The sequence below is a fragment of the Gilliamella apicola genome (assembly GCF_003202915.1).
Classification (GTDB): domain Bacteria; phylum Pseudomonadota; class Gammaproteobacteria; order Enterobacterales; family Orbaceae; genus Gilliamella; species Gilliamella apicola_Q.
In genome coordinates, this window is the sequence record NZ_QGLP01000006.1 from 244,920 (window position 1) to 263,850 (window position 18,931).

At 37.3% G+C, this 18,931-nt stretch carries 15 protein-coding genes; 5 read left to right on the forward strand and 10 right to left on the reverse strand.

Annotation, left to right across the window (positions count from 1 at the left end):
• Positions 1–30 precede the first annotated feature (30 nt).
• Complete coding sequence (gene lysA / locus DKK79_RS11800; protein ID WP_110424256.1) at positions 31–1,428, reverse strand: diaminopimelate decarboxylase; 1,398 nt, start codon at positions 1,426–1,428, stop codon at positions 31–33.
• Positions 1,429–1,682: 254 nt separating this feature from the next.
• Between lysA and DKK79_RS11805 the strand changes: the two genes are divergently transcribed.
• Positions 1,683–3,107 carry a sigma-54 interaction domain-containing protein gene (locus DKK79_RS11805; protein ID WP_110424257.1) on the forward strand — a complete coding sequence of 475 codons (1,425 nt, stop codon included), beginning with the start codon at positions 1,683–1,685 and terminating at the stop codon, positions 3,105–3,107.
• On the opposite strand, the gene DKK79_RS11810 is transcribed toward DKK79_RS11805, so the two are convergent.
• Positions 3,104–4,288 carry an NAD(P)/FAD-dependent oxidoreductase gene (locus DKK79_RS11810; protein ID WP_110424276.1) on the reverse strand — a complete coding sequence of 395 codons (1,185 nt, stop codon included), beginning with the start codon at positions 4,286–4,288 and terminating at the stop codon, positions 3,104–3,106. The genes DKK79_RS11805 and DKK79_RS11810 overlap by 4 nt on opposite strands.
• 394 nt (positions 4,289–4,682) lie before the next feature.
• Here DKK79_RS11810 and gltB point away from each other — a divergent pair, with 394 nt between their 5' ends.
• Complete coding sequence (gene gltB / locus DKK79_RS11815) at positions 4,683–9,140, forward strand: glutamate synthase large subunit (RefSeq protein ID WP_110424258.1); 4,458 nt, start codon at positions 4,683–4,685, stop codon at positions 9,138–9,140.
• Positions 9,141–9,154: 14 nt separating this feature from the next.
• A complete protein-coding gene (locus tag DKK79_RS11820; protein WP_110424259.1) occupies positions 9,155–10,567 on the forward strand; it encodes an FAD-dependent oxidoreductase in 1,413 nt (470 codons plus the stop codon).
• A gap of 129 nt (positions 10,568–10,696) precedes the next feature.
• Here DKK79_RS11820 and DKK79_RS11825 read toward each other — a convergent pair whose 3' ends face one another.
• The 5 genes from DKK79_RS11825 to mazG form a co-directional block, all read right to left on the reverse strand.
• Positions 10,697–11,011: a hypothetical protein gene (locus tag DKK79_RS11825; protein WP_110424260.1), complete on the reverse strand. Its 315-nt coding sequence runs from the start codon at positions 11,009–11,011 to the stop codon at positions 10,697–10,699.
• A 236-nt stretch (positions 11,012–11,247) separates the two neighbouring features.
• Positions 11,248–11,511, reverse strand: a complete 264-nt coding sequence (locus DKK79_RS14635) for a hypothetical protein (protein ID WP_220019260.1) — start codon at positions 11,509–11,511, stop codon at positions 11,248–11,250.
• Positions 11,502–11,939, reverse strand: coding sequence for a glutathione S-transferase (locus tag DKK79_RS14640; protein WP_220019261.1), 438 nt, complete (start codon positions 11,937–11,939; stop codon positions 11,502–11,504). The genes DKK79_RS14635 and DKK79_RS14640 overlap by 10 nt, the downstream gene beginning before the upstream one ends.
• 89 nt (positions 11,940–12,028) lie before the next feature.
• Positions 12,029–12,469, reverse strand: a complete 441-nt coding sequence (locus tag DKK79_RS11835) for a hypothetical protein (protein ID WP_034883136.1) — start codon at positions 12,467–12,469, stop codon at positions 12,029–12,031.
• Positions 12,462–13,259, reverse strand: coding sequence for a nucleoside triphosphate pyrophosphohydrolase (mazG, locus tag DKK79_RS11840; RefSeq protein ID WP_181415317.1), 798 nt, complete (start codon positions 13,257–13,259; stop codon positions 12,462–12,464). The genes DKK79_RS11835 and mazG overlap by 8 nt, the downstream gene beginning before the upstream one ends.
• A 228-nt stretch (positions 13,260–13,487) precedes the next feature.
• On the opposite strand from mazG, the gene DKK79_RS11845 reads away from it, so the two are divergent.
• Together DKK79_RS11845 and DKK79_RS11850 are read left to right on the forward strand one after the other, a co-directional pair.
• Positions 13,488–15,491, forward strand: coding sequence for an OPT family oligopeptide transporter (locus DKK79_RS11845; RefSeq protein ID WP_110424262.1), 2,004 nt, complete (start codon positions 13,488–13,490; stop codon positions 15,489–15,491).
• A gap of 232 nt (positions 15,492–15,723) precedes the next feature.
• Positions 15,724–17,646, forward strand: a complete 1,923-nt coding sequence (locus DKK79_RS11850) for an ABC transporter ATP-binding protein (protein ID WP_110424263.1) — start codon at positions 15,724–15,726, stop codon at positions 17,644–17,646.
• Between the two features lie 83 nt (positions 17,647–17,729).
• Here the strand turns inward: DKK79_RS11850 and nusG are convergent, their stop codons facing one another.
• The 3 genes from nusG to DKK79_RS11865 form a co-directional block, all read right to left on the reverse strand.
• Positions 17,730–18,275, reverse strand: a complete 546-nt coding sequence (gene nusG / locus DKK79_RS11855; RefSeq protein ID WP_034883131.1) for a transcription termination/antitermination protein NusG — start codon at positions 18,273–18,275, stop codon at positions 17,730–17,732.
• 1 nt (position 18,276) lies between these two features.
• A complete protein-coding gene (secE, locus tag DKK79_RS11860; RefSeq protein ID WP_034883130.1) occupies positions 18,277–18,678 on the reverse strand; it encodes a preprotein translocase subunit SecE in 402 nt (133 codons plus the stop codon).
• A 133-nt stretch (positions 18,679–18,811) separates the two neighbouring features.
• Positions 18,812–18,931: EF-Tu C-terminal domain-related protein (locus DKK79_RS11865; RefSeq protein WP_219999817.1), on the reverse strand; the 120-nt coding region annotated here is incomplete at its 5' end.

Below are 18,931 nucleotides of genomic sequence, written 5' to 3' on the forward strand. Positions count from 1 at the left end.
GGAGCACTAAGTGCCCCAGATAGCTCATGATTAATACACGTCGTATCCAACCATATCCTCGTAAGTGTCTTCACGGCGAATCAATCGGTCTTTGCCTTCTTTATCGATCATAACAACAGCTGTACGTGGACGATTGTTATAAACTGTTTGGCTTTCGATGGTATAAGCACCAGCATCAAGGAAAGCAATGATATCGCCAATTTGAGTGTCTTTAGGTAATAAGAATTCTTCACCTTTAACACCAACATGGAAATAGTCACCACCATCACATAATGGACCAGCTAATTTAATGTACTCATCATGTTGTTCAGTAATTTTTGACGCATCATAAACATAGAAGAACCAATCAAAGTGTTGACTGTCAGATAATACGCTATAACCCGCATCAACAAATTTCCATTCAACATGTTCTTCAATGTTACCGTCTAAATCGTAGTTAGTTTTACGCTTTTCACAAGCAACTTCAGTTAAAAGCACACCTGCTGAACCGGTAACTTTACGACCTGGTTCGATACAGATTTCAACGTCTGTACGCCATTTGTGAACTTCACTAATTACCGCATCAGCGAAATCTTGTGCAGTAATACCAGCATACATGTTGTCTTGTAATGGATTACCATTTTCATCATCGTATTTATAAGGAACTGGAATACCACCACCTACGTTGATTAAATCAAATTTAATGCCTAAAACTTCTTCTAAACGGCGTGATTCATCAACTAATACTTTGGTTGCTTTAGCAAATGGTTCTGCTTCTGGCACTTGGTCACCCACATGCATATGTAAACCACGTAAATGCACATAAGGCATTTCAAGAATACGACGACAAGTTTCTTCAGCTTGTTCTAAATCGATACCTGATTTAGCGTGGTAAGCAGTAACTAATTCTGCGTGAGTTGCTGATGGAACATTTGGTTCAACACGCACACAAACATTGGCTACTTTCTTTAAGCGACGTGAAATTTCATCGATGATATCTAATTCATATAAGCTATCAACATTGATGATATAAAGATCGTTTTGGATGGCAAATTCTAAATCAACTGGTTTTTTAACTACACCGTTGAAAACAATTTGACTACCTGAAAAACCGATTTCTAAACATTTACGCACTTCAAACATTGAGTTCGCTTCTGCATAGATACCTGCATCTTTAATCGCTTTAAGTACACCCATTACTGAACAAGTTTTTGACGCATAGAAAATCTTAGTGTTTGGATGAGCTTTAAAGGAATCTTTGATTTCCTGAATATTACGGTCAATTTCTTTTTCAGAAAATACATAAAAAGGTGTTGGATATTTCTTGGCTAATTCTTCCAAATTCACACCGTCAAAACAAAGTTTACCGTCTTGCGCACTGAAACGGCGATCTTTTGTTATTAGATCGGTACGTAATTTGTTATAATTTGACATAATTGTGTCGGACATATGACCTCCAGTTAATTAGTACATAAAAAAAGGTAAGTAAAAAATTACTCACTTACAATGCAATCACCGTGCCAACTTAAAAAAACACAAATAATCAATCCATTAACAGAATAATTACAAATTTAATATTAGTCATTTAGTAAAAAATATGTTTTTATGACAAAAATTTGTCACTTTTTTTAGTAATAATTGAAAGATATTTAAATCAACGCTAGCTATACTTAGCAATAATCCGATTATTAAAAGGTTTTAGTATCATGAAAATTGATCCTGAATTACTACAAGCATTGGAAATATTTAAACATTTTTTTGATTTAATACATCAGCCTATGGCTATTATTGATAAAGAAGGTAAATATATTTATTACAATCAGGAAAGCGCAGAACTTGATGGTTATTCAATGGAGCAAGCCATCGGTAAACCAATGCTTAAAGTTTACCCTAATTTGAAAAAAGAAGATAGTACTATGCTACAAGCTTTACATGGTAAGGAGTATCAAGATACTTATCAAACTTACTTTAATCATGTGGGTAAATTAGTCGATTATCAACATACAACGGTACCGCTTTATAATCATGAAAAAGCGATCATCGGCGCTGTTGAAATAGGTCGTAATTTATCTAATGTAAGACAACTGCAAGATCAGGTTTTTCGCCTGAATAGAAAATTATATCAGAATAAAGAACAACCACTGCCGGAAATCATTTTTGCTTCGAAAAAAATGCAAGAAGTTATCGATCAGACCAATATTCTTGGCAGCAATGATGTACCGGTATTAATTGTTGGTGAAACTGGTACGGGCAAAGAGCTATTTGCCAGATTAATTCATCAAACTAGCCATCGCCGCGATAAGGCGTTTATTTCACTCAACTGTAGTGCTTTACCAACCACCTTGATTGAAAGTACCTTATTTGGGACAGTCAAAGGGGCCTTTAGCGGTGCTGAAAATCGTCAAGGTTATCTTGAACTGGCTAATGGTGGAACTTTATTTCTTGATGAACTTAATGCAATGCCACTTGAAATGCAGAGTAAACTATTGCGCTTCTTACAAGAAAAAACTTATTGGCCATTAGGCGGTAATAAAGAGCAACATGCCGATGTGCGAATTGTGGCGGCGATGAATGAATCACCGGCCGAATTGCTAAAATCCGGTAAAATGCGCAGTGACCTATTTTATCGATTAAATGTTGGTTTAATCAAACTACCTGCCCTCCGAGAAAGGCAAGAAGATATCCCGGTACTGGCACGATACTTTATCGATAAACATAAAACAGATGTCAACCTAGTGATCACCGGTATTAGTGAACATGCTTTACAACAACTTATGTCAGCACCTTGGCCGGGGAATGTACGGATGCTAGAGAATGCTATCGTCCGTAGTATGGTTTTACAAAATGAGCCGGGAGAATTGCAACAAATTGTTCTTGATGACGAGTTATTTGACCTTCCAAGCCCTTCTCCACAAGAAGAAGCTAAGCTCGAAAAGCCAAATATTAAGGAGATAACCGGCAATCTAACCGAACAAGTTGAAAACTATGAAAAGCAACTTATTGTTGATGCATTAAATCAAGCCAACGGTAAAATTATTACAGCGGCAAAATTACTTAATGTTTCGCGCACCACATTACAATATAAAGTGAAGAAATATAATATACAAATGGGAGTAATTGATAGTTAATCACCAAAAGCTTGGGCGCAGGCAAATGCACTGCTCCAAGCCCATTGGAAATTATAACCACCAAGCCAACCGGCCACATCTACAACTTCACCAATAAAGTAGAGATTAGGCTGATTTTTTACCGCCATCGTCTTTGAGGATAACGCATCACAACTTACCCCACCTAAGGTCACCTCTGCCGTACGATAACCTTCAGTTCCATTTGGTGTCACGCTCCATGTTGTTAAGGTCTGATACAGTGCTTGTTGCTCAGTAGGCGTTAACTGTTTAACCGTTGTATCAACGATCAAATTTAGTTGCATTAACGCTTCAATTAACCGTTTAGGTAATATCTGCGCTAAACAATTTTTAAGACTTTGATTGCGATTATTATCTAACAGAGGTTTAAAATCATCCTCAAAGTTAAAGTCAGGCAATAAATTGATCGTTATTGCTTCACCTGCTTGCCAATAACTGGAGATTTGTAAAATGGCTGGCCCAGATAATCCTCGATGAGTAAATAGTAGGTTTTCTTTAAAACTGATACGTTTATTAGATACTTCAACTGGTAGTGCGATTCCTGATAACGAAGATAATACTGTTAACAACGGTTTATGTAAGGTAAATGGCACCAATCCGGCTTTTACAGGGACAACTGGAATAGCAAATTTTTCAGCAATTTTATAGCCAATTGCTGTCATACCAAGTGCGGGCATAGATTGCCCACCGGTTGCAACAATTAGGTGATCCGTTTGCAAGTAGCCTTTGGAAGTGTGTAATTTAAAACCCTGCTCTGCTAATACTACATCCTCAAGTTGTGTTTGTAACATAAAGTTAACTTGTCCTTTTTGGCACTCTTGGCTAAGCATATCGACAATATCTTGCGCTGAATTATCACAAAACAACTGACCATGATCTTTTTCATGGTAGCCAATATGATATTGATTAACTAGCTGAATAAAATCCCATTGAGTAAAGCGCTTTAACGCTGACTTGCAAAAATGACGATTTTGAGAAATATAATGGGTAGCTTCAACATTTAGGTTAGTAAAATTACATTTACCACCGCCAGACATTAAAATTTTGCGACCCAATTTTTTACCGTTATCAATGACAGTCACATCATAACCTTTTTGCCCTAATAATCCGCCACAAAAAAGCCCTGCAGCACCAGCACCGATAATTGTAATTTTAGTTTGCATATTTAATCTATTACCCATAATAAAGATAGCTTATTATAACAATATAACAGTGGCGATTCTAATGCCGCTATTTTTGAAAAATGTGTAAAAATCGTCAATTTTTATGCTCAAAAACCTCATTGCGCAACTTTTTTTAATCAGATATTAATTCTTATTATGAAAAATTTTTAAAATTAAATAACCTTAATTTTAAATAAAATTTAAAACTAATAAAAACAATTGGTTAATATAAGATATAAGCTTCATTAATATACATGTGTTATGTGATTAAAATATTGACTTATAAGTAATATTTATTTGACCAAAAACCTATTTTTAATTACCTTCACACCTATTATGGGATTAATGCCTATATCTTTTCAAAAAAGAATAACAATGAATTAGAGGCAATGATATGTTATACAACCAGCAGCATGAAAAAGATAACTGCGGATTTGGTTTAATTGCTCATATTGAAGGGCAACCAAGTCATAAAGTAGTGCGTACTGCAATTCACGGGCTTGCTCGCATGCAACACCGTGGCGCCATATTATCGGATGGTAAAACCGGTGATGGCTGTGGTCTTTTATTACAAAAACCAGACCGATTTTTCCGACTAGTTGCCGAGGACGCAGGTTGGCGTTTAGCCGCTAATTACGCCGTTGGCATGCTATTTTTAAGTCAAGATGAAGCCGAAGCGCAAGCTAGTCGTGAAATTGTTGAAGAAGAGCTAGCGGAAGAAACCTTATATGTATTAGGTTGGCGTGAAGTGCCAATCGATAAGAGTGTTCTGGGTGAAATCGCCCTATCATCACTACCAAGAATTGAACAAGTATTTGTCAATGCCCCGGCGGGTTGGACCAAAATCGATTTAGAACGCCGTCTATATATGGTGCGCCGACGTATAGAAAAACGTGTACAAGATGATACGTTTTATGTCTGTAGTTTTTCAAATCAGGTTAATATCTATAAAGGCTTATGTATGCCGAAGGATTTACCTCGATTCTATTTAGATTTGGCTGATATTCGGATGGAAACCGCAATCTGTTTATTCCATCAACGTTTTTCAACCAATACCGTACCACGTTGGCCACTGGCGCAACCATTTAGACATTTAGCCCATAATGGTGAAATTAATACCATTGAGGGCAATCGCCAATGGGCAAAAGCGCGATCTTACAAATTTAAAACACCATTGATTCCAGATCTGCAAGATGCCGCGCCGTTTGTCAATGTTACTGGCTCGGATTCAAGCTCGCTAGACAATATGTTGGAACTATTTTTAGTCGGCGGTATGGATATTGTCCGTGCTATGCGTTTACTAGTACCACCAGCATGGCAAAACAACCCTGATATGAATGAAGATCTGCGCGCTTTCTTTGATTTTAACTCTATGCATATGGAACCGTGGGACGGACCGGCCGGTATCGTTATGTCTGATGGTCGTTATGCTGCCTGTAACTTAGACCGTAACGGTCTACGCCCTGCTCGTTATGTAATTACCACCGATAAACTTATCACTTGTGCATCAGAAATCGGTATTTGGGACTATCAACCCGATGAAGTCGTCACCAAAGGACGAGTTGGTCCTGGTGAGTTACTAGTCATTGATACTGAAGAAGGTCGCATTTTACAATCTTCAGAAACTGACAATGATCTCCAAAAACGTCATCCATACAAAGAGTGGATGGCTAAAAATGTAAAACGTCTCATCCCATTTGAAGATCTTCCAGATGATGATATCGGCTCTCGTGATTATGACGACACTTTACTCGCTACTTACCAAAAACAATTTGGTTATAGTGCCGAAGAGCTCGACCAATGTATTCGAGTTTTGGGTGAAAATGGCCAAGAAGCCACCGGCTCAATGGGTGATGATACACCATTTGCCGTGCTATCAAGCCGTCCGCGCTTAATTTATGATTACTTCCGACAAAAATTTGCTCAAGTAACTAATCCACCTATCGATCCATTGCGTGAAGCGCACGTCATGTCGCTTTCAACCAGCATTGGTCGTGAAATGAATGTATTTGCCGAAGCAGAAGGCCAAGCGCATCGGGTTGCCTTTAAATATCCGGTATTAGTTCATTCGGATTTTAAACAGTTAACAACCTTAGAATCTCGTTACTACAAATCAGAAACACTAGATATCACTTATGAGATTGACGGTAGTTTACGCGATGCAATTGAACAATTATGTGGTGATGCCGAAGCGAAAGTTCGTGAGGGAACGGTATTACTCATTTTATCCGATAGAAATATTGCACCTGATCGTTTACCGATCCCTGCGCCAATGGCGGTCGGTGCCGTACAACAACGTTTAGTTGAAAAGAACTTGCGCTGTGATGCCAATATCATTGTTGAAACAGCAAGTTGTCGAGATCCGCATCAATTCGCCGTTTTATTAGGCTTTGGAGCGACGGCAATCTATCCATACTTAGCCTATGAAACGTTAGCACAAATGGTGGATAATCACACAATAAATAAGTCTTACCGTGACGCGATTATTAATTATCGCAATGGTATTAATAAAGGCTTATATAAAATTATGTCAAAAATGGGAATTTCGACCATCGCTTCTTATCGCTGTGCTAAACTATTTGAGGCAGTTGGTCTAAATGAAGAAGTAGTTGAACTTTGCTTCCAAGGAGTAACTAGCCGCATTAGTGGTGCCAACTTTGATGATTTTGCCCAAGATCAATTTAATTTATCTAAAAAAGCGTGGCTGCGTCGTAAACCAATCGAACAAGGTGGCTTACTCAAATTTGTTTATGGTGGCGAATATCACGCTTATAATCCAGATGTTGTACAATCGCTACAAAAAGCGGTTAATGACGGTAATTATGCAGATTATCAGCGTTATGTGGATATTGTAAATAATCGACCTCCTACGACCTTGCGAGACTTATTAAAACTTAATCCACCTGAAAATGCCGCTATTGCAATTGATGAAGTTGAACCAGAAGAGTCATTATTTAAACGTTTTGACTCCGCCGCTATGTCTATCGGCGCATTAAGTCCGGAAGCGCATGAATCATTAGCCGAAGCCATGAATACCTTAGGTGGTTTTTCTAACTCTGGTGAAGGCGGTGAAGATCCTGCCCGTTATAACACCATCAAAGTATCACGTATTAAACAAGTGGCTTCCGGCCGATTTGGTGTAACACCGGGTTACTTAATGAGTGCTGACGTGATTCAAATCAAAGTTGCCCAAGGTGCAAAACCGGGTGAAGGTGGTCAATTACCAGGTGATAAAGTAACACCTTATATTGCAAAATTACGTTTTTCTGTACCGGGTGTGACATTAATTTCACCACCACCGCATCATGATATTTATTCAATTGAAGACTTAGCGCAATTGATTTTTGACCTGAAACAGATTAATCCAACGGCGATGATCTCAGTTAAGTTAGTGTCCGAACCGGGAGTCGGTACTATTGCAACTGGCGTAGCTAAAGCCTATGCCGATTTAATCACTATTTCAGGTTATGACGGCGGTACCGGTGCTAGCCCATTAACATCGGTTAAATATGCTGGCTCTCCTTGGGAACTTGGTCTGGTTGAAACCCAACAATCATTAGTCGCTAATGGTTTACGTCACAAAATACGCTTACAAGTGGATGGTGGCTTAAAAACTGGTGCCGATATTGTTAAAGCCGCAATTTTAGGTGCCGAAAGCTTTGGCTTTGGTACCGGACCAATGGTTGCCCTAGGTTGTAAATACTTACGTATTTGTCACCTGAATAACTGTGCGACCGGTGTTGCTACTCAAGATGAAAAACTGCGTAGTGAGCATTATCATGGTCTACCAGAAAAAGCCATGAACTACTTCCGTTTTCTTGCTCGTAATACGCGAGAAGTTATGGCTGAACTTGGCGTTTGCCGAATTGTTGATTTAATCGGTCGTACCGATCTGCTTATTGAGCTTGACGGTATTACCGCAAAACAGCAAAAATTGGATTTATCAGGCTTGCTTAAAACCGCATCGCCGATTGAAGGTAAACCTGTACACTGTATTGAAGATAACAAACCATTTGATAAAGGCGTGCTTAATAAAGAGATCATCACCCAAGCGCAAGACGCAGTGGATAATCGTCAAAGTAAAAGCTTCTACTTTGATATTCAAAATACTGATCGCTCTGTTGGTACTACCTTATCTGGTTATATAGCTAAAAAATATGGTGATCAAGGCTTAGTTACCTCACCTATTTCCTTGAATTTCAATGGTACCGCAGGTCAAAGCTTTGGTGTATGGAATGCTGGTGGTGTGTATTTAACCCTAACCGGCGATGCTAATGATTATGTGGGTAAAGGGATGGCTGGCGGTCGTATTGTGATTCGTCCACCGCAAGGCTCGGCATTTTTAAGTCATGAAGCGACCATTGCCGGTAATACCTGTTTATACGGCGCAACAGGTGGTAAATTATTTGCTGCTGGCCGAGCTGGCGAACGTTTTGCCGTGCGTAACTCAGGTGCCATTAGCGTGGTTGAAGGCATTGGTGATAATGGCTGTGAATATATGACTGGCGGTATTGTCTGTGTGTTAGGTAAAACCGGCGTTAACTTCGGTGCTGGTATGACCGGTGGTTTTGCTTATATTTTGGATACCGATGGCGATTTACATAAGCGTATTAATAAAGAGTTGGTCGAAATGTTAAATGTGGCTGACTACTCGATCCATGAAGAGCACTTACGAGGTTTAATCATGGAACACGCTCAGTTAACTCACTCATCTTGGGCTGAAGAGATATTAGCTAACTGGGAAGGCTTTGCCAAACAATTTGTCTTAGTTAAACCAAAATCTAGTGATGTTAAAGCATTGTTAGGTCACCGTAGCCGCTCATCAGCAGAGCTTCGCGTGCAAGCACAGTAAGGGGAGAACACGATATGAGTCAGAATGTTTATCAGTTTATCGATTTACAACGTGTTGATCCGCCTAAAAAATCGCTAAACGTTCGTAAAATTGAATTTGTTGAAATTTATGAGGGATTTTCCGCCTCACAATCACAAGCTCAAGCAGATCGTTGCCTTGCTTGTGGTAACCCTTATTGTGAATGGCGCTGTCCGGTACATAACTATATTCCAAATTGGTTAAAATTAATCAATGAAGGCAAAATTTTAGAAGCGGTTGAGCTGTCTCACCAAACCAATAGTTTACCAGAGGTGTGTGGTCGAGTTTGTCCACAAGATCGTCTTTGTGAAGGTTCTTGTACTTTGAATGCTGAATTTGGTGCGGTAACTATTGGTAGTATTGAGCGTTATATTACCGATGAAGCCTTTAAAATGGGATGGAGACCAAATCTCTCTAACGTGGAAAAAACCGGGTTGAGAGTCGCAATTATCGGCGCTGGTCCTGCTGGCTTGGCTTGTGCTGATGTTTTAGTACGTAATGGTGTCACCCCTGTCGTTTTTGATCGCCATCCTGAAATTGGTGGTTTATTAACATTTGGTATTCCAGCCTTCAAATTAGATAAAGAGGTCTTAGTTCATCGTAGACATGTCTTTAGCGAAATGGGCGTCGAGTTCCGCCTTAATACTGAAGTGGGTAAAACAGTACAATTAGCCGATCTTCTTGCTGAGTTTGCAGCCGTTTTTGTTGGGGCTGGTACTTATCAATCAATGCGTGCCGGACTTGAAAATGAAGATGCTGACGGTGTCTATGATGCATTACCATTTTTAATTGCTAATACTAAACATATTATGCAGCACCAACAAACTGACGATGCGCCTTATGTAGATATGAGAAATAAGCGTGTCGTGGTATTAGGCGGTGGTGATACTGCCATGGACTGCGTAAGAACATCTATCCGTCAAGGTGCTACTGAAGTGACGTGTGCATATCGCCGTGATGAAGCCAATATGCCTGGTTCTAAACGTGAAGTTAAAAACGCCAAAGAAGAAGGCGCACAGTTCCAATTCAATGTACAACCGCTGAGCATTGAAATTAACAATGTAGGGCATGTTACTGGCGTAAAAATGGTAAGAACAGAGCTTGGTGAACCCGATGCGAAAGGTCGTCGCTCACCAGTGATTATTGAAGGCTCAGAATTTGTGTTACCGGCAGATGCGGTGGTAATGGCATTTGGCTTTAAACCGCATGCAATGCCGTGGTTAGCTGAACATGGGGTTGATTTTGACGATAGAGGACGGATAATTGCCCCCGAAAGCAAAGGTTATCAAACCTCGAATGCCAAAATCTTTGCTGGCGGAGATGCTGTGCGTGGTTCTGATTTAGTCGTCACCGCAATTAGTGAAGGACGCAAAGCTGCTGAAGGTATTTTAGATTACTTAGAAGCATAATTGCTAATCTCATTATTAAAATAACAAACCCGTTTTAAGCAAACGGGTTTGTTAATGATAAATCAGTTTATTTGAGTGATATTAACTTAGTAAAATAGCGCAATTTCCACCACAAAATAGCTATAACCGTTAGGCTAGCTCGGCATCTATTATGAGTTGTTCGTTGCCATTTACGTCAATCAATTCAATCGATAACCAATCAAAACCGTCACATAGTAGCTGTTGCCAAGCTATTTTTCGCTCATCAACCAATATTACCTGACCTTTTTCATCTAAGTCATAAAGTTCTTTTTCAGAATCATAGTCAATACTATAACCGAATGTTAATTTTATTTTTGACGCAGTCACTTTAAGTTTTTCAAGTGACCGATTGTTTTTTTCTTCATCAGAGTGATTGTCACAAAACATTGCGTTATAGCCATGCACCGTTTCATCAAATAACAATATTTCTTCTTCACTATTAAGGGATTTTGCTACAATCTTAATATTGGCGAAAGTTGGTTCTACACAGGTAATGTAGCCATTTTCTAATTCGCCATAATAGTAAATCTCAAACCATTGTTCTTTAGTTGATGACTGGATAAAAAAAGAAGTTAACCCGTCAACCTCATCCTCGATAATGTTTATAGCGTATGTGTTGAATGGGATGGTATTTTTATGTTATCTCTATCTATCATTACTTATCTTTGTAAACGATAAGGTTCATCCATCGCGACAAAAGATCTTTCTTGTAATGCTTCATTGATCCAATCTTTAATGCCTTTAGTATTACAGATAATATCAATATAGTTGCTAACACTTGAACTTGTTGCTATATGATAATTTTTTAATCTTAGGCACAAAGGAGCATAAAAGGCATCGGCTATGCTAAAATCACCAAACAAATAGTCACAATTTGATTTTTTCGAGGCTAACGACGAGGATAATAAATCATCTAAAAACATGATTTCTTTTTTACCTCTAAATGGTCTCGTAATATTATTTGCCCTACTTGTGGAAACTCGGCTTCAATATTCATCGGCAAATAAGTTCGAATAGCTTGAAACCCAGAATGCATTTTAGCCACTAAACTGCGAGCGATTGCTCTTTTCTTGGGATCAACCGGCCATAAAGCTAAGTCGCCATGCTTTTCTGCTAAATATTCACAAATAGCTAAAGAGTCACTGATCACTAAATCACCGTCAATTAGAATAGGTACCGTGCCATATTTTGAAACGGAGAGCATGGTCTTTTTAAACAAAGAATCATCAGCAAAACTATCAAATTTAACCAGCTTTTCGTTAAAAGGAATATCAAAATATTTCATCACAACCCAAGGACGCATCGACCATGTTGAGTAGTTTTTATTACCAATATAAAGTGTATATTTCATATTTAAAATTCCTTTTAACAGAATTTATTAAAGTCGGAAAACTTATCTGCTTACCAACTTTTTTCAATCATATTTATTACAAATGTAATTTATAGATAAACTAAATTGGTACCTTTTTCTGGTTGGAAAACCGCTTTGCCAAATTCATCTAGAAAATAAGCAATATGATCCGCTTTATCACCTAATAAACGACCTTTAACTTTATTCCACGTGAATAATGCTATGGTTGAATCAGGTTCACAGCAAATTAACATAGGTTGTTCTAATTCTTGATTCCAATAGAACTGACCACCATATAATTTATGCGCAGTTAGTAACAGATAACAGCCATATTCTTGCGATATCATATTCAGTTGTTCTTCTGGCAGACCAAAGCTTTTATCCGCCATTTCGCCAATAATCATCTCAACAACAGTAATACTTTTTTCAGAATAATCGAGTTGATTAATACTCCAAGTTGGGCTATGTAAAATAGCATTTTGTGCCCATGCTTCGATCTCTTGATACAATTCATTTTTTTGTTCAGTCATTTTGTTTTACTTCGCTAGGTAATTTTTCAGTTTGTTTGACAATTTGCCATGCATCTTCCATTTCTTCAAGTGTTGCATCAACTAAATTGTGATTTTTTTGTTTCAGCAGTGATTCAACTTGTTTAAAACGCCTAATAAACTTGTTATTAGCATTTTGTAAGCATAACTCCGATTTAACTTTTAGATGTCTTGCTAAATTGACGGTAGCAAACAACAAGTCTCCCATTTCTTCTGCAACTTTTGATTGATCAATAGTTGATTGTGCTAATTCTTGTTCAACTTCATTGATTTCTTCTTTAACCTTAGCAATAACCGGTTGTAGTTCATTCCAATCAAAACCAACAGATGCACAACGTTTTTGAATTTTTTCAGCCTTCATTAATGCTGGGATTGCGGTCGGGATATCATCTAATAGCGAATATTGTGCTCGCTTATCGCGTTCTTGTTGTTTAAGTTGTTCCCAATTCGGTTTAATAGTCGTATTATTGGAAAAAACATGCGGATGACGACTGACCAGCTTATCAGCGACAGTCTGACAAATATCATCAAAATTAAAAAAACCTTGTTCACTTGCTAAATCCGCATAAAAAACAATCTGAAACAATAGGTCGCCCAATTCACTTTTAAGTTCAACCATATCTTTTTTTTCGATAGCATCTAAAACTTCATAAGTTTCTTCTAAAGTATAGGATTTTAACGAATCAAAAGTTTGCTTACTGTCCCATTCGCACCCTTTAATAGGATTGCGTAATTGTTTAGTAATCGCTTGTAGACGTTCTAATTGGTTCACAATATCTCTCACAAAGTAATAATCATTAACTAACATTGTAATGGTTTCAAAAAGAAATGGTAATTCTTTAAGAACTAAATAGTAAACATTCAAAATATATTAAAAAATATTTTCATTTAAAAACAACTATCAAAAACCAAAAAACAACATCACCTCGCAGTTTTACACGCAAAATAATCTAATTAAGTATATAATACACTTAACTTCAACTGGAATTACATTAAAAATATGAGTGAACTACGAGAACTTACATTTAGAGGGATTATTCTTGGTGCACTAATAACAATTATTTTTACCGCATCAAATGTTTATCTTGGCCTAAAAGTCGGCTTAACTTTTTCATCTGCTATTCCTGCAGCAGTCATTTCTATGGCGATTTTACGCCTTTTCCCGGATTCAACCATTTTAGAAAATAATATGGTACAAACACAGGCTTCAGCAGCAGGAACTTTATCTTCAATTATTTTTGTTATACCCGGTTTATTAATGATGGGATATTGGCATGATTTCCCATTTTGGTTAACCTTTGCGGTATGTTTGGCTGGCGGTATGTTAGGTGTGTTATTTTCTATACCGCTTCGACATGTCATGGTAGTAAAAAGTAATTTACCTTATCCTGAGGGGGTTGCTGCGGCTGAAATATTAAAAGCCGGATCAAAGACTGAAGGTAATGATGCCAATGATGGACTAAAAGATATTTTATTTGGCGGCGTAATTGCCTCTATAGTCAGTTTATTTACTAATGGGTTTAAATTACTCTCTGGGAGTTCAGCTTATTGGTTCACAGCAGGAAAATCAATATTCCAAATTCCTTTGGGGTTTTCTTTAGCGCTACTTAGTGCCGGTTATTTGATCGGTATTATCTCGGGTATTGCAATATTGATAGGTATGGTTATTGCTTGGGTATTTGGTATACCTATTTTAACTGCCATCATTGGTTATGATTCAAGTTTACCGTTATCTCAAGTTGCCATGCAATTTTGGGACAGTGATATCCGTTTTATTGGTGCTGGAACTATTGCTATTTCAGCTGTATGGACTTTATTTTCATTAATCAAACCTGTTATTGAAGGGTTGAAAATTTCTTTTAAGACCTTACGTTCAGATGTATCGATACAAGACGTACCCACCACAGAACGCGATCTATCTCCGAAGTGGATCTTTTCAATTATGGCGGCAATGTTAGTCATTTTAGTGGCGACTTTTTACTCATTTATTGCCGATAGTGGTTTATCAAGTGGTGTGGCATGGTCATTAGTTGCTTGTGCAGTGTTGTTCTCTTTTATTATGGGATTTTTAGTTGCTGCTGCTTGCGGATATATGGCTGGTTTAGTTGGCTCATCTGCAAGCCCGATGTCTGGCATTGCAATAGTTGCTGTTATTGTTGTTTCCCTTATCTTATTAGGACTAGGTGAAGTAAATGGTATGTTATCAACAGTCGAAGGCTCGAATTTTGCCACCGCATTAGCCCTATTCACCACTAGTACGGTTTTAGCTATAGCATGTATTTCCAATGATAATTTGCAAGATTTAAAAACCGGTCACTTAGTCAATGCAACCCCTTGGAAACAACAAGTTGCTTTATTAATTGGTTGTTTTGTTGGTGCTTTAGTTATAGCACCTATCTTAGAAACGTTATACCATGCCTATGGCTTTACTGGTGCGATTCCTCGTAGTGATATGGATCTTACGCAAGTTTTAGCCGCGCCTCAAGCATCGTTAATGACAACCATTGCCCGAGGTATCTTTTCGCACCAACTTGATTGGACAATGATTTTTATTGGTTTAGTATTAGGAGCCATAATTATCATCACTGATTTAATTTTAGCTAAACGTCACTCGAAATTTAGATTACCAGCGCTCGCAGTCGGATTAGGAATTTATCTACCACCAAGTGTCACCACACCAATTTTTGTCGGTACATTATTATCTTGGATTATTAAACGTTATACTTATGCTGACGCTAAAAGAAATAATCTCGATCCGAAAGTACAATTTAAAAAAGTTGATCGCAAAGCCGCTTTAATTGCATCAGGCTTAATTGTTGGTGAAAGTCTAATTGGAGTTATCTTAGCAGTAGTCATCGTAATCAGTATAACTAATGGCGGCAGCGATGCGCCACTGGCAATATTTAATAACCTAGGAAATATACCGCAATATTTAGGTTTGTTTGTATTTATCTTTATCTGTTGGCTTTTTATTCGCCGAGCATTGTCGGCAATAAAAAAATAAAATTTAATTGATATTAATATGAATAGATGGTTATTATATTGAATTTAAATAAGATATTTTATTTAACAGATTAATGAATAATTAATCTTATTTTTCCGCTATCCTCATTGCTATAAATCCATCATCAATTTTCGATAGTAATACAATGGGGGTAAATCACCTGCAAAACGTTTTGCATAAAGTTCTTTTTTTGTTAGCATAGCATGTTTTTTGAATAATAGATGGCAATATTATGATTGTATTTGATTCTATCCAAATTCGTAGAGGTGTTAATCTACTTTTAGATAACGCATCTGCAACAATTAATCCTAAACAAAAAGTTGGATTAGTCGGTAAAAATGGCTGTGGTAAATCCACACTTTTTTCATTAATCAAAGGTGAAATTCAAACAGATGCTGGTAGTGTTTCTATCCCTTCTCAATGGCAATTAGCTTGGGTAAACCAAGAAACTCCCGCATTAGATACCTCAGCTGTCGAATATGTTATTGATGGCGATCGTGAGTTTCGCAAATTAGAACAAGATTTAGAAACCGCGTACGAAAAAAATAACGGTGAACAAATCGCCCTTATCCATGAAAAACTTGATAATATCGATGCTTGGACTATCCGCTCTCGAGCGGCAACATTATTGCATGGTTTAGGTTTTTCCAATGAACAATTAACACTACCGGTTAAATCATACTCTGGTGGTTGGCGTATGCGACTTAATCTAGCACAAGCGTTAATGTGTCGTTCTGATTTACTGCTTCTTGATGAACCAACTAACCATCTTGATTTAGACGCAGTGATGTGGTTAGAAAAATGGTTAAGTAATTATCAAGGAACACTTATTTTAATCTCTCATGATCGTGATTTCCTAGATCCATTGGTTAATAAAATCATTCATATTGAACAAAAGAAATTATTTGAATACACCGGTAACTATTCATCATTTGAGACACAGCGCTCGGCAAAACTGGCGCAACAACAATCCATGTATGAAAGCCAGCAACTTAAAGTTGCTCATTTGCAAAGCTATATCGATCGCTTTAGGGCTAAAGCAACCAAAGCAAAACAGGCTCAAAGTCGAATAAAAATGTTGGAAAGAATGGAACTGATTGCGCCAGCTCATGTTGACAATCCTTTTCATTTTAAATTTCGACGACCAGAATTCTTACCTAGTCCATTATTAACCATGGAAAATATCGTTGCTGGGTATGGTGATAAAGTTGTCTTAGAGCAGATTAAACTTAATTTAGTACCTGGCTCACGTATCGGTTTGTTAGGTCGTAACGGTGCTGGTAAATCAACACTGATTAAACTGCTAGCCGGAGAATTACCACCAATGGTAGGTCATGTTAGTTTAGCCAAAGGTGTACAATTAGGTTATTTTGCACAACATCAATTGGAATATTTACGCGCTGATGAATCAGCTTTATGGCATTTAAAACAACTTGCTGAACCTAAAAATACCGAACAAGAGCTTCGTAATTATTTGGGTGGTTTTGATTTTCACGGTGATAAAGTAAGCGAACCGGTAAAAACCTTTTCAGGTGGTGAAAAAGCACGGTTAGTTTTAGCGCTAATTGTTTGGCAGAAACCAAATTTACTATTACTGGATGAACCGACAAACCATTTAGATTTAGACATGCGACAAGCATTGACTGAAGCGTTAATTGATTTTGAAGGTGCTTTAGTTGTGGTTTCCCATGATAGACATTTATTGCGTTCAACAACAGATGAGTTTTACTTGGTACATAATCATAAAGTTGAACCTTTTAATGGTGATCTTGATGACTATCATAAATGGTTGACTGATGAGCAAAAGGCCGAAAATCAACCACAAGAAAAAGTTAAACCATTAAAAAAAGAAGTGTTGCCTAAAGTTTCTGCACAAGAACGTAAAGAACAGAAACGAAAGGATGCGGAAGCCAGAGCCCAAATACAACCATTGAAAAAACAGTTGCATAAAGAGGAACAAACTATTGTTCGTTTAAATGATCAGTTAAAAGTCATTGAAGAGCAATTAGCTGATTCATCAATTTACGAAACGGATAAAAAATCAGAATTAACACAATTATTACTTAATCAAAGTAATTTAAAGGCTGAATTAGATAAATCAGAATCAAAATGGCTAGAGCTACAACAGCAATTAGAAGAGTTCGAGGCTAGTTAACCATCAATTTAGTAAAATTTAAACACCTAAAACAAAAAATCACAGCATATAGCTGTGATTTTTTTAATTAGATGACAAATAGATTAACTTTTTTCTACTTGGCTAAAATCTAATTCAACAGGAGTAGAACGACCAAAAATAGAAACAGATACCTTCAAGCGGCTCTTTTCGTAATCAACTTCTTCGACGACACCGTTAAAGTCGGCAAATGGACCTTCATTAACCCGCACAAGTTCGCCTGGTTCAAATAAGGTTTTCGGACGTGGTTTATCACCAACTTGCTGTAAACGATTCATGATAGCTTCAACTTCACGTTGACTAATCGGAGCTGGTCTATCTGAAGTTCCACCAATAAATCCTAAAGTTCTTGGGACACTTTTAACTAGATGCCAAGTCGCATCGTTCATCATCATTTCAACTAAAACATAACCAGGAAAAAATTTACGTTCGCTTTTACGACGTTGACCACTTTTCATTTCAACAACTTCTTCGGTTGGTACCAAAACTTCACCAAAGGAATCTTCCATATTATGTAATTTAATATATTCACGTAATGATTGTGCAACACGTGCTTCATAGCCAGAATAAGCTTGGATCACATACCAGCGTTTTTGTTGTGTTTCACTCATATTAACGCCCTATTAATGTTAAATAAAAAATGATTGAACGGAACAAAGAATCCATTCCCCAAAGCGCTGTACCAACAATAATAGTAATAACAGCTATTAATAAAGTTGTTTGTACCGCTTCTTTACGCGTTGGCCATACCACTTTTCTAAGCTCTTTTCGCGATTCTTGTAAAAATGTTATAAATGATTTTCCTTTATTGGTTGTAAATGCAATAAATAAGGTTAAAAGCGAAATCACAACAACCGCAATAATTCGAACAATTGTGTTTGGTTGGTAGATATCATTAGGCAAAGAGAAATAATAATTTCCCCAAACAATTAACGCAATTAATACTAGAACCAAAACCCATTTAAATTTGTCTAGAACTGTGTTTGTATCTTGACTCTCGTTACTTACTAGCATATAAAACCTATGATTATGTTATTTATAATATTATCCATTTTCCAAAATGCTCTTTTCATTAAAAACATTTTGCTAAACAGACTAGATAAAAAGGGCATCAAACGACACCCTTTTTAGATCGTAATTGCTTAAATTATTTAATAACTTTAGCAACAACACCAGCACCAACAGTACGACCACCTTCACGGATAGCGAAACGTAAACCGTCTGCCATTGCGATTGGGTGAATTAATGATACTGTCATTTTGATGTT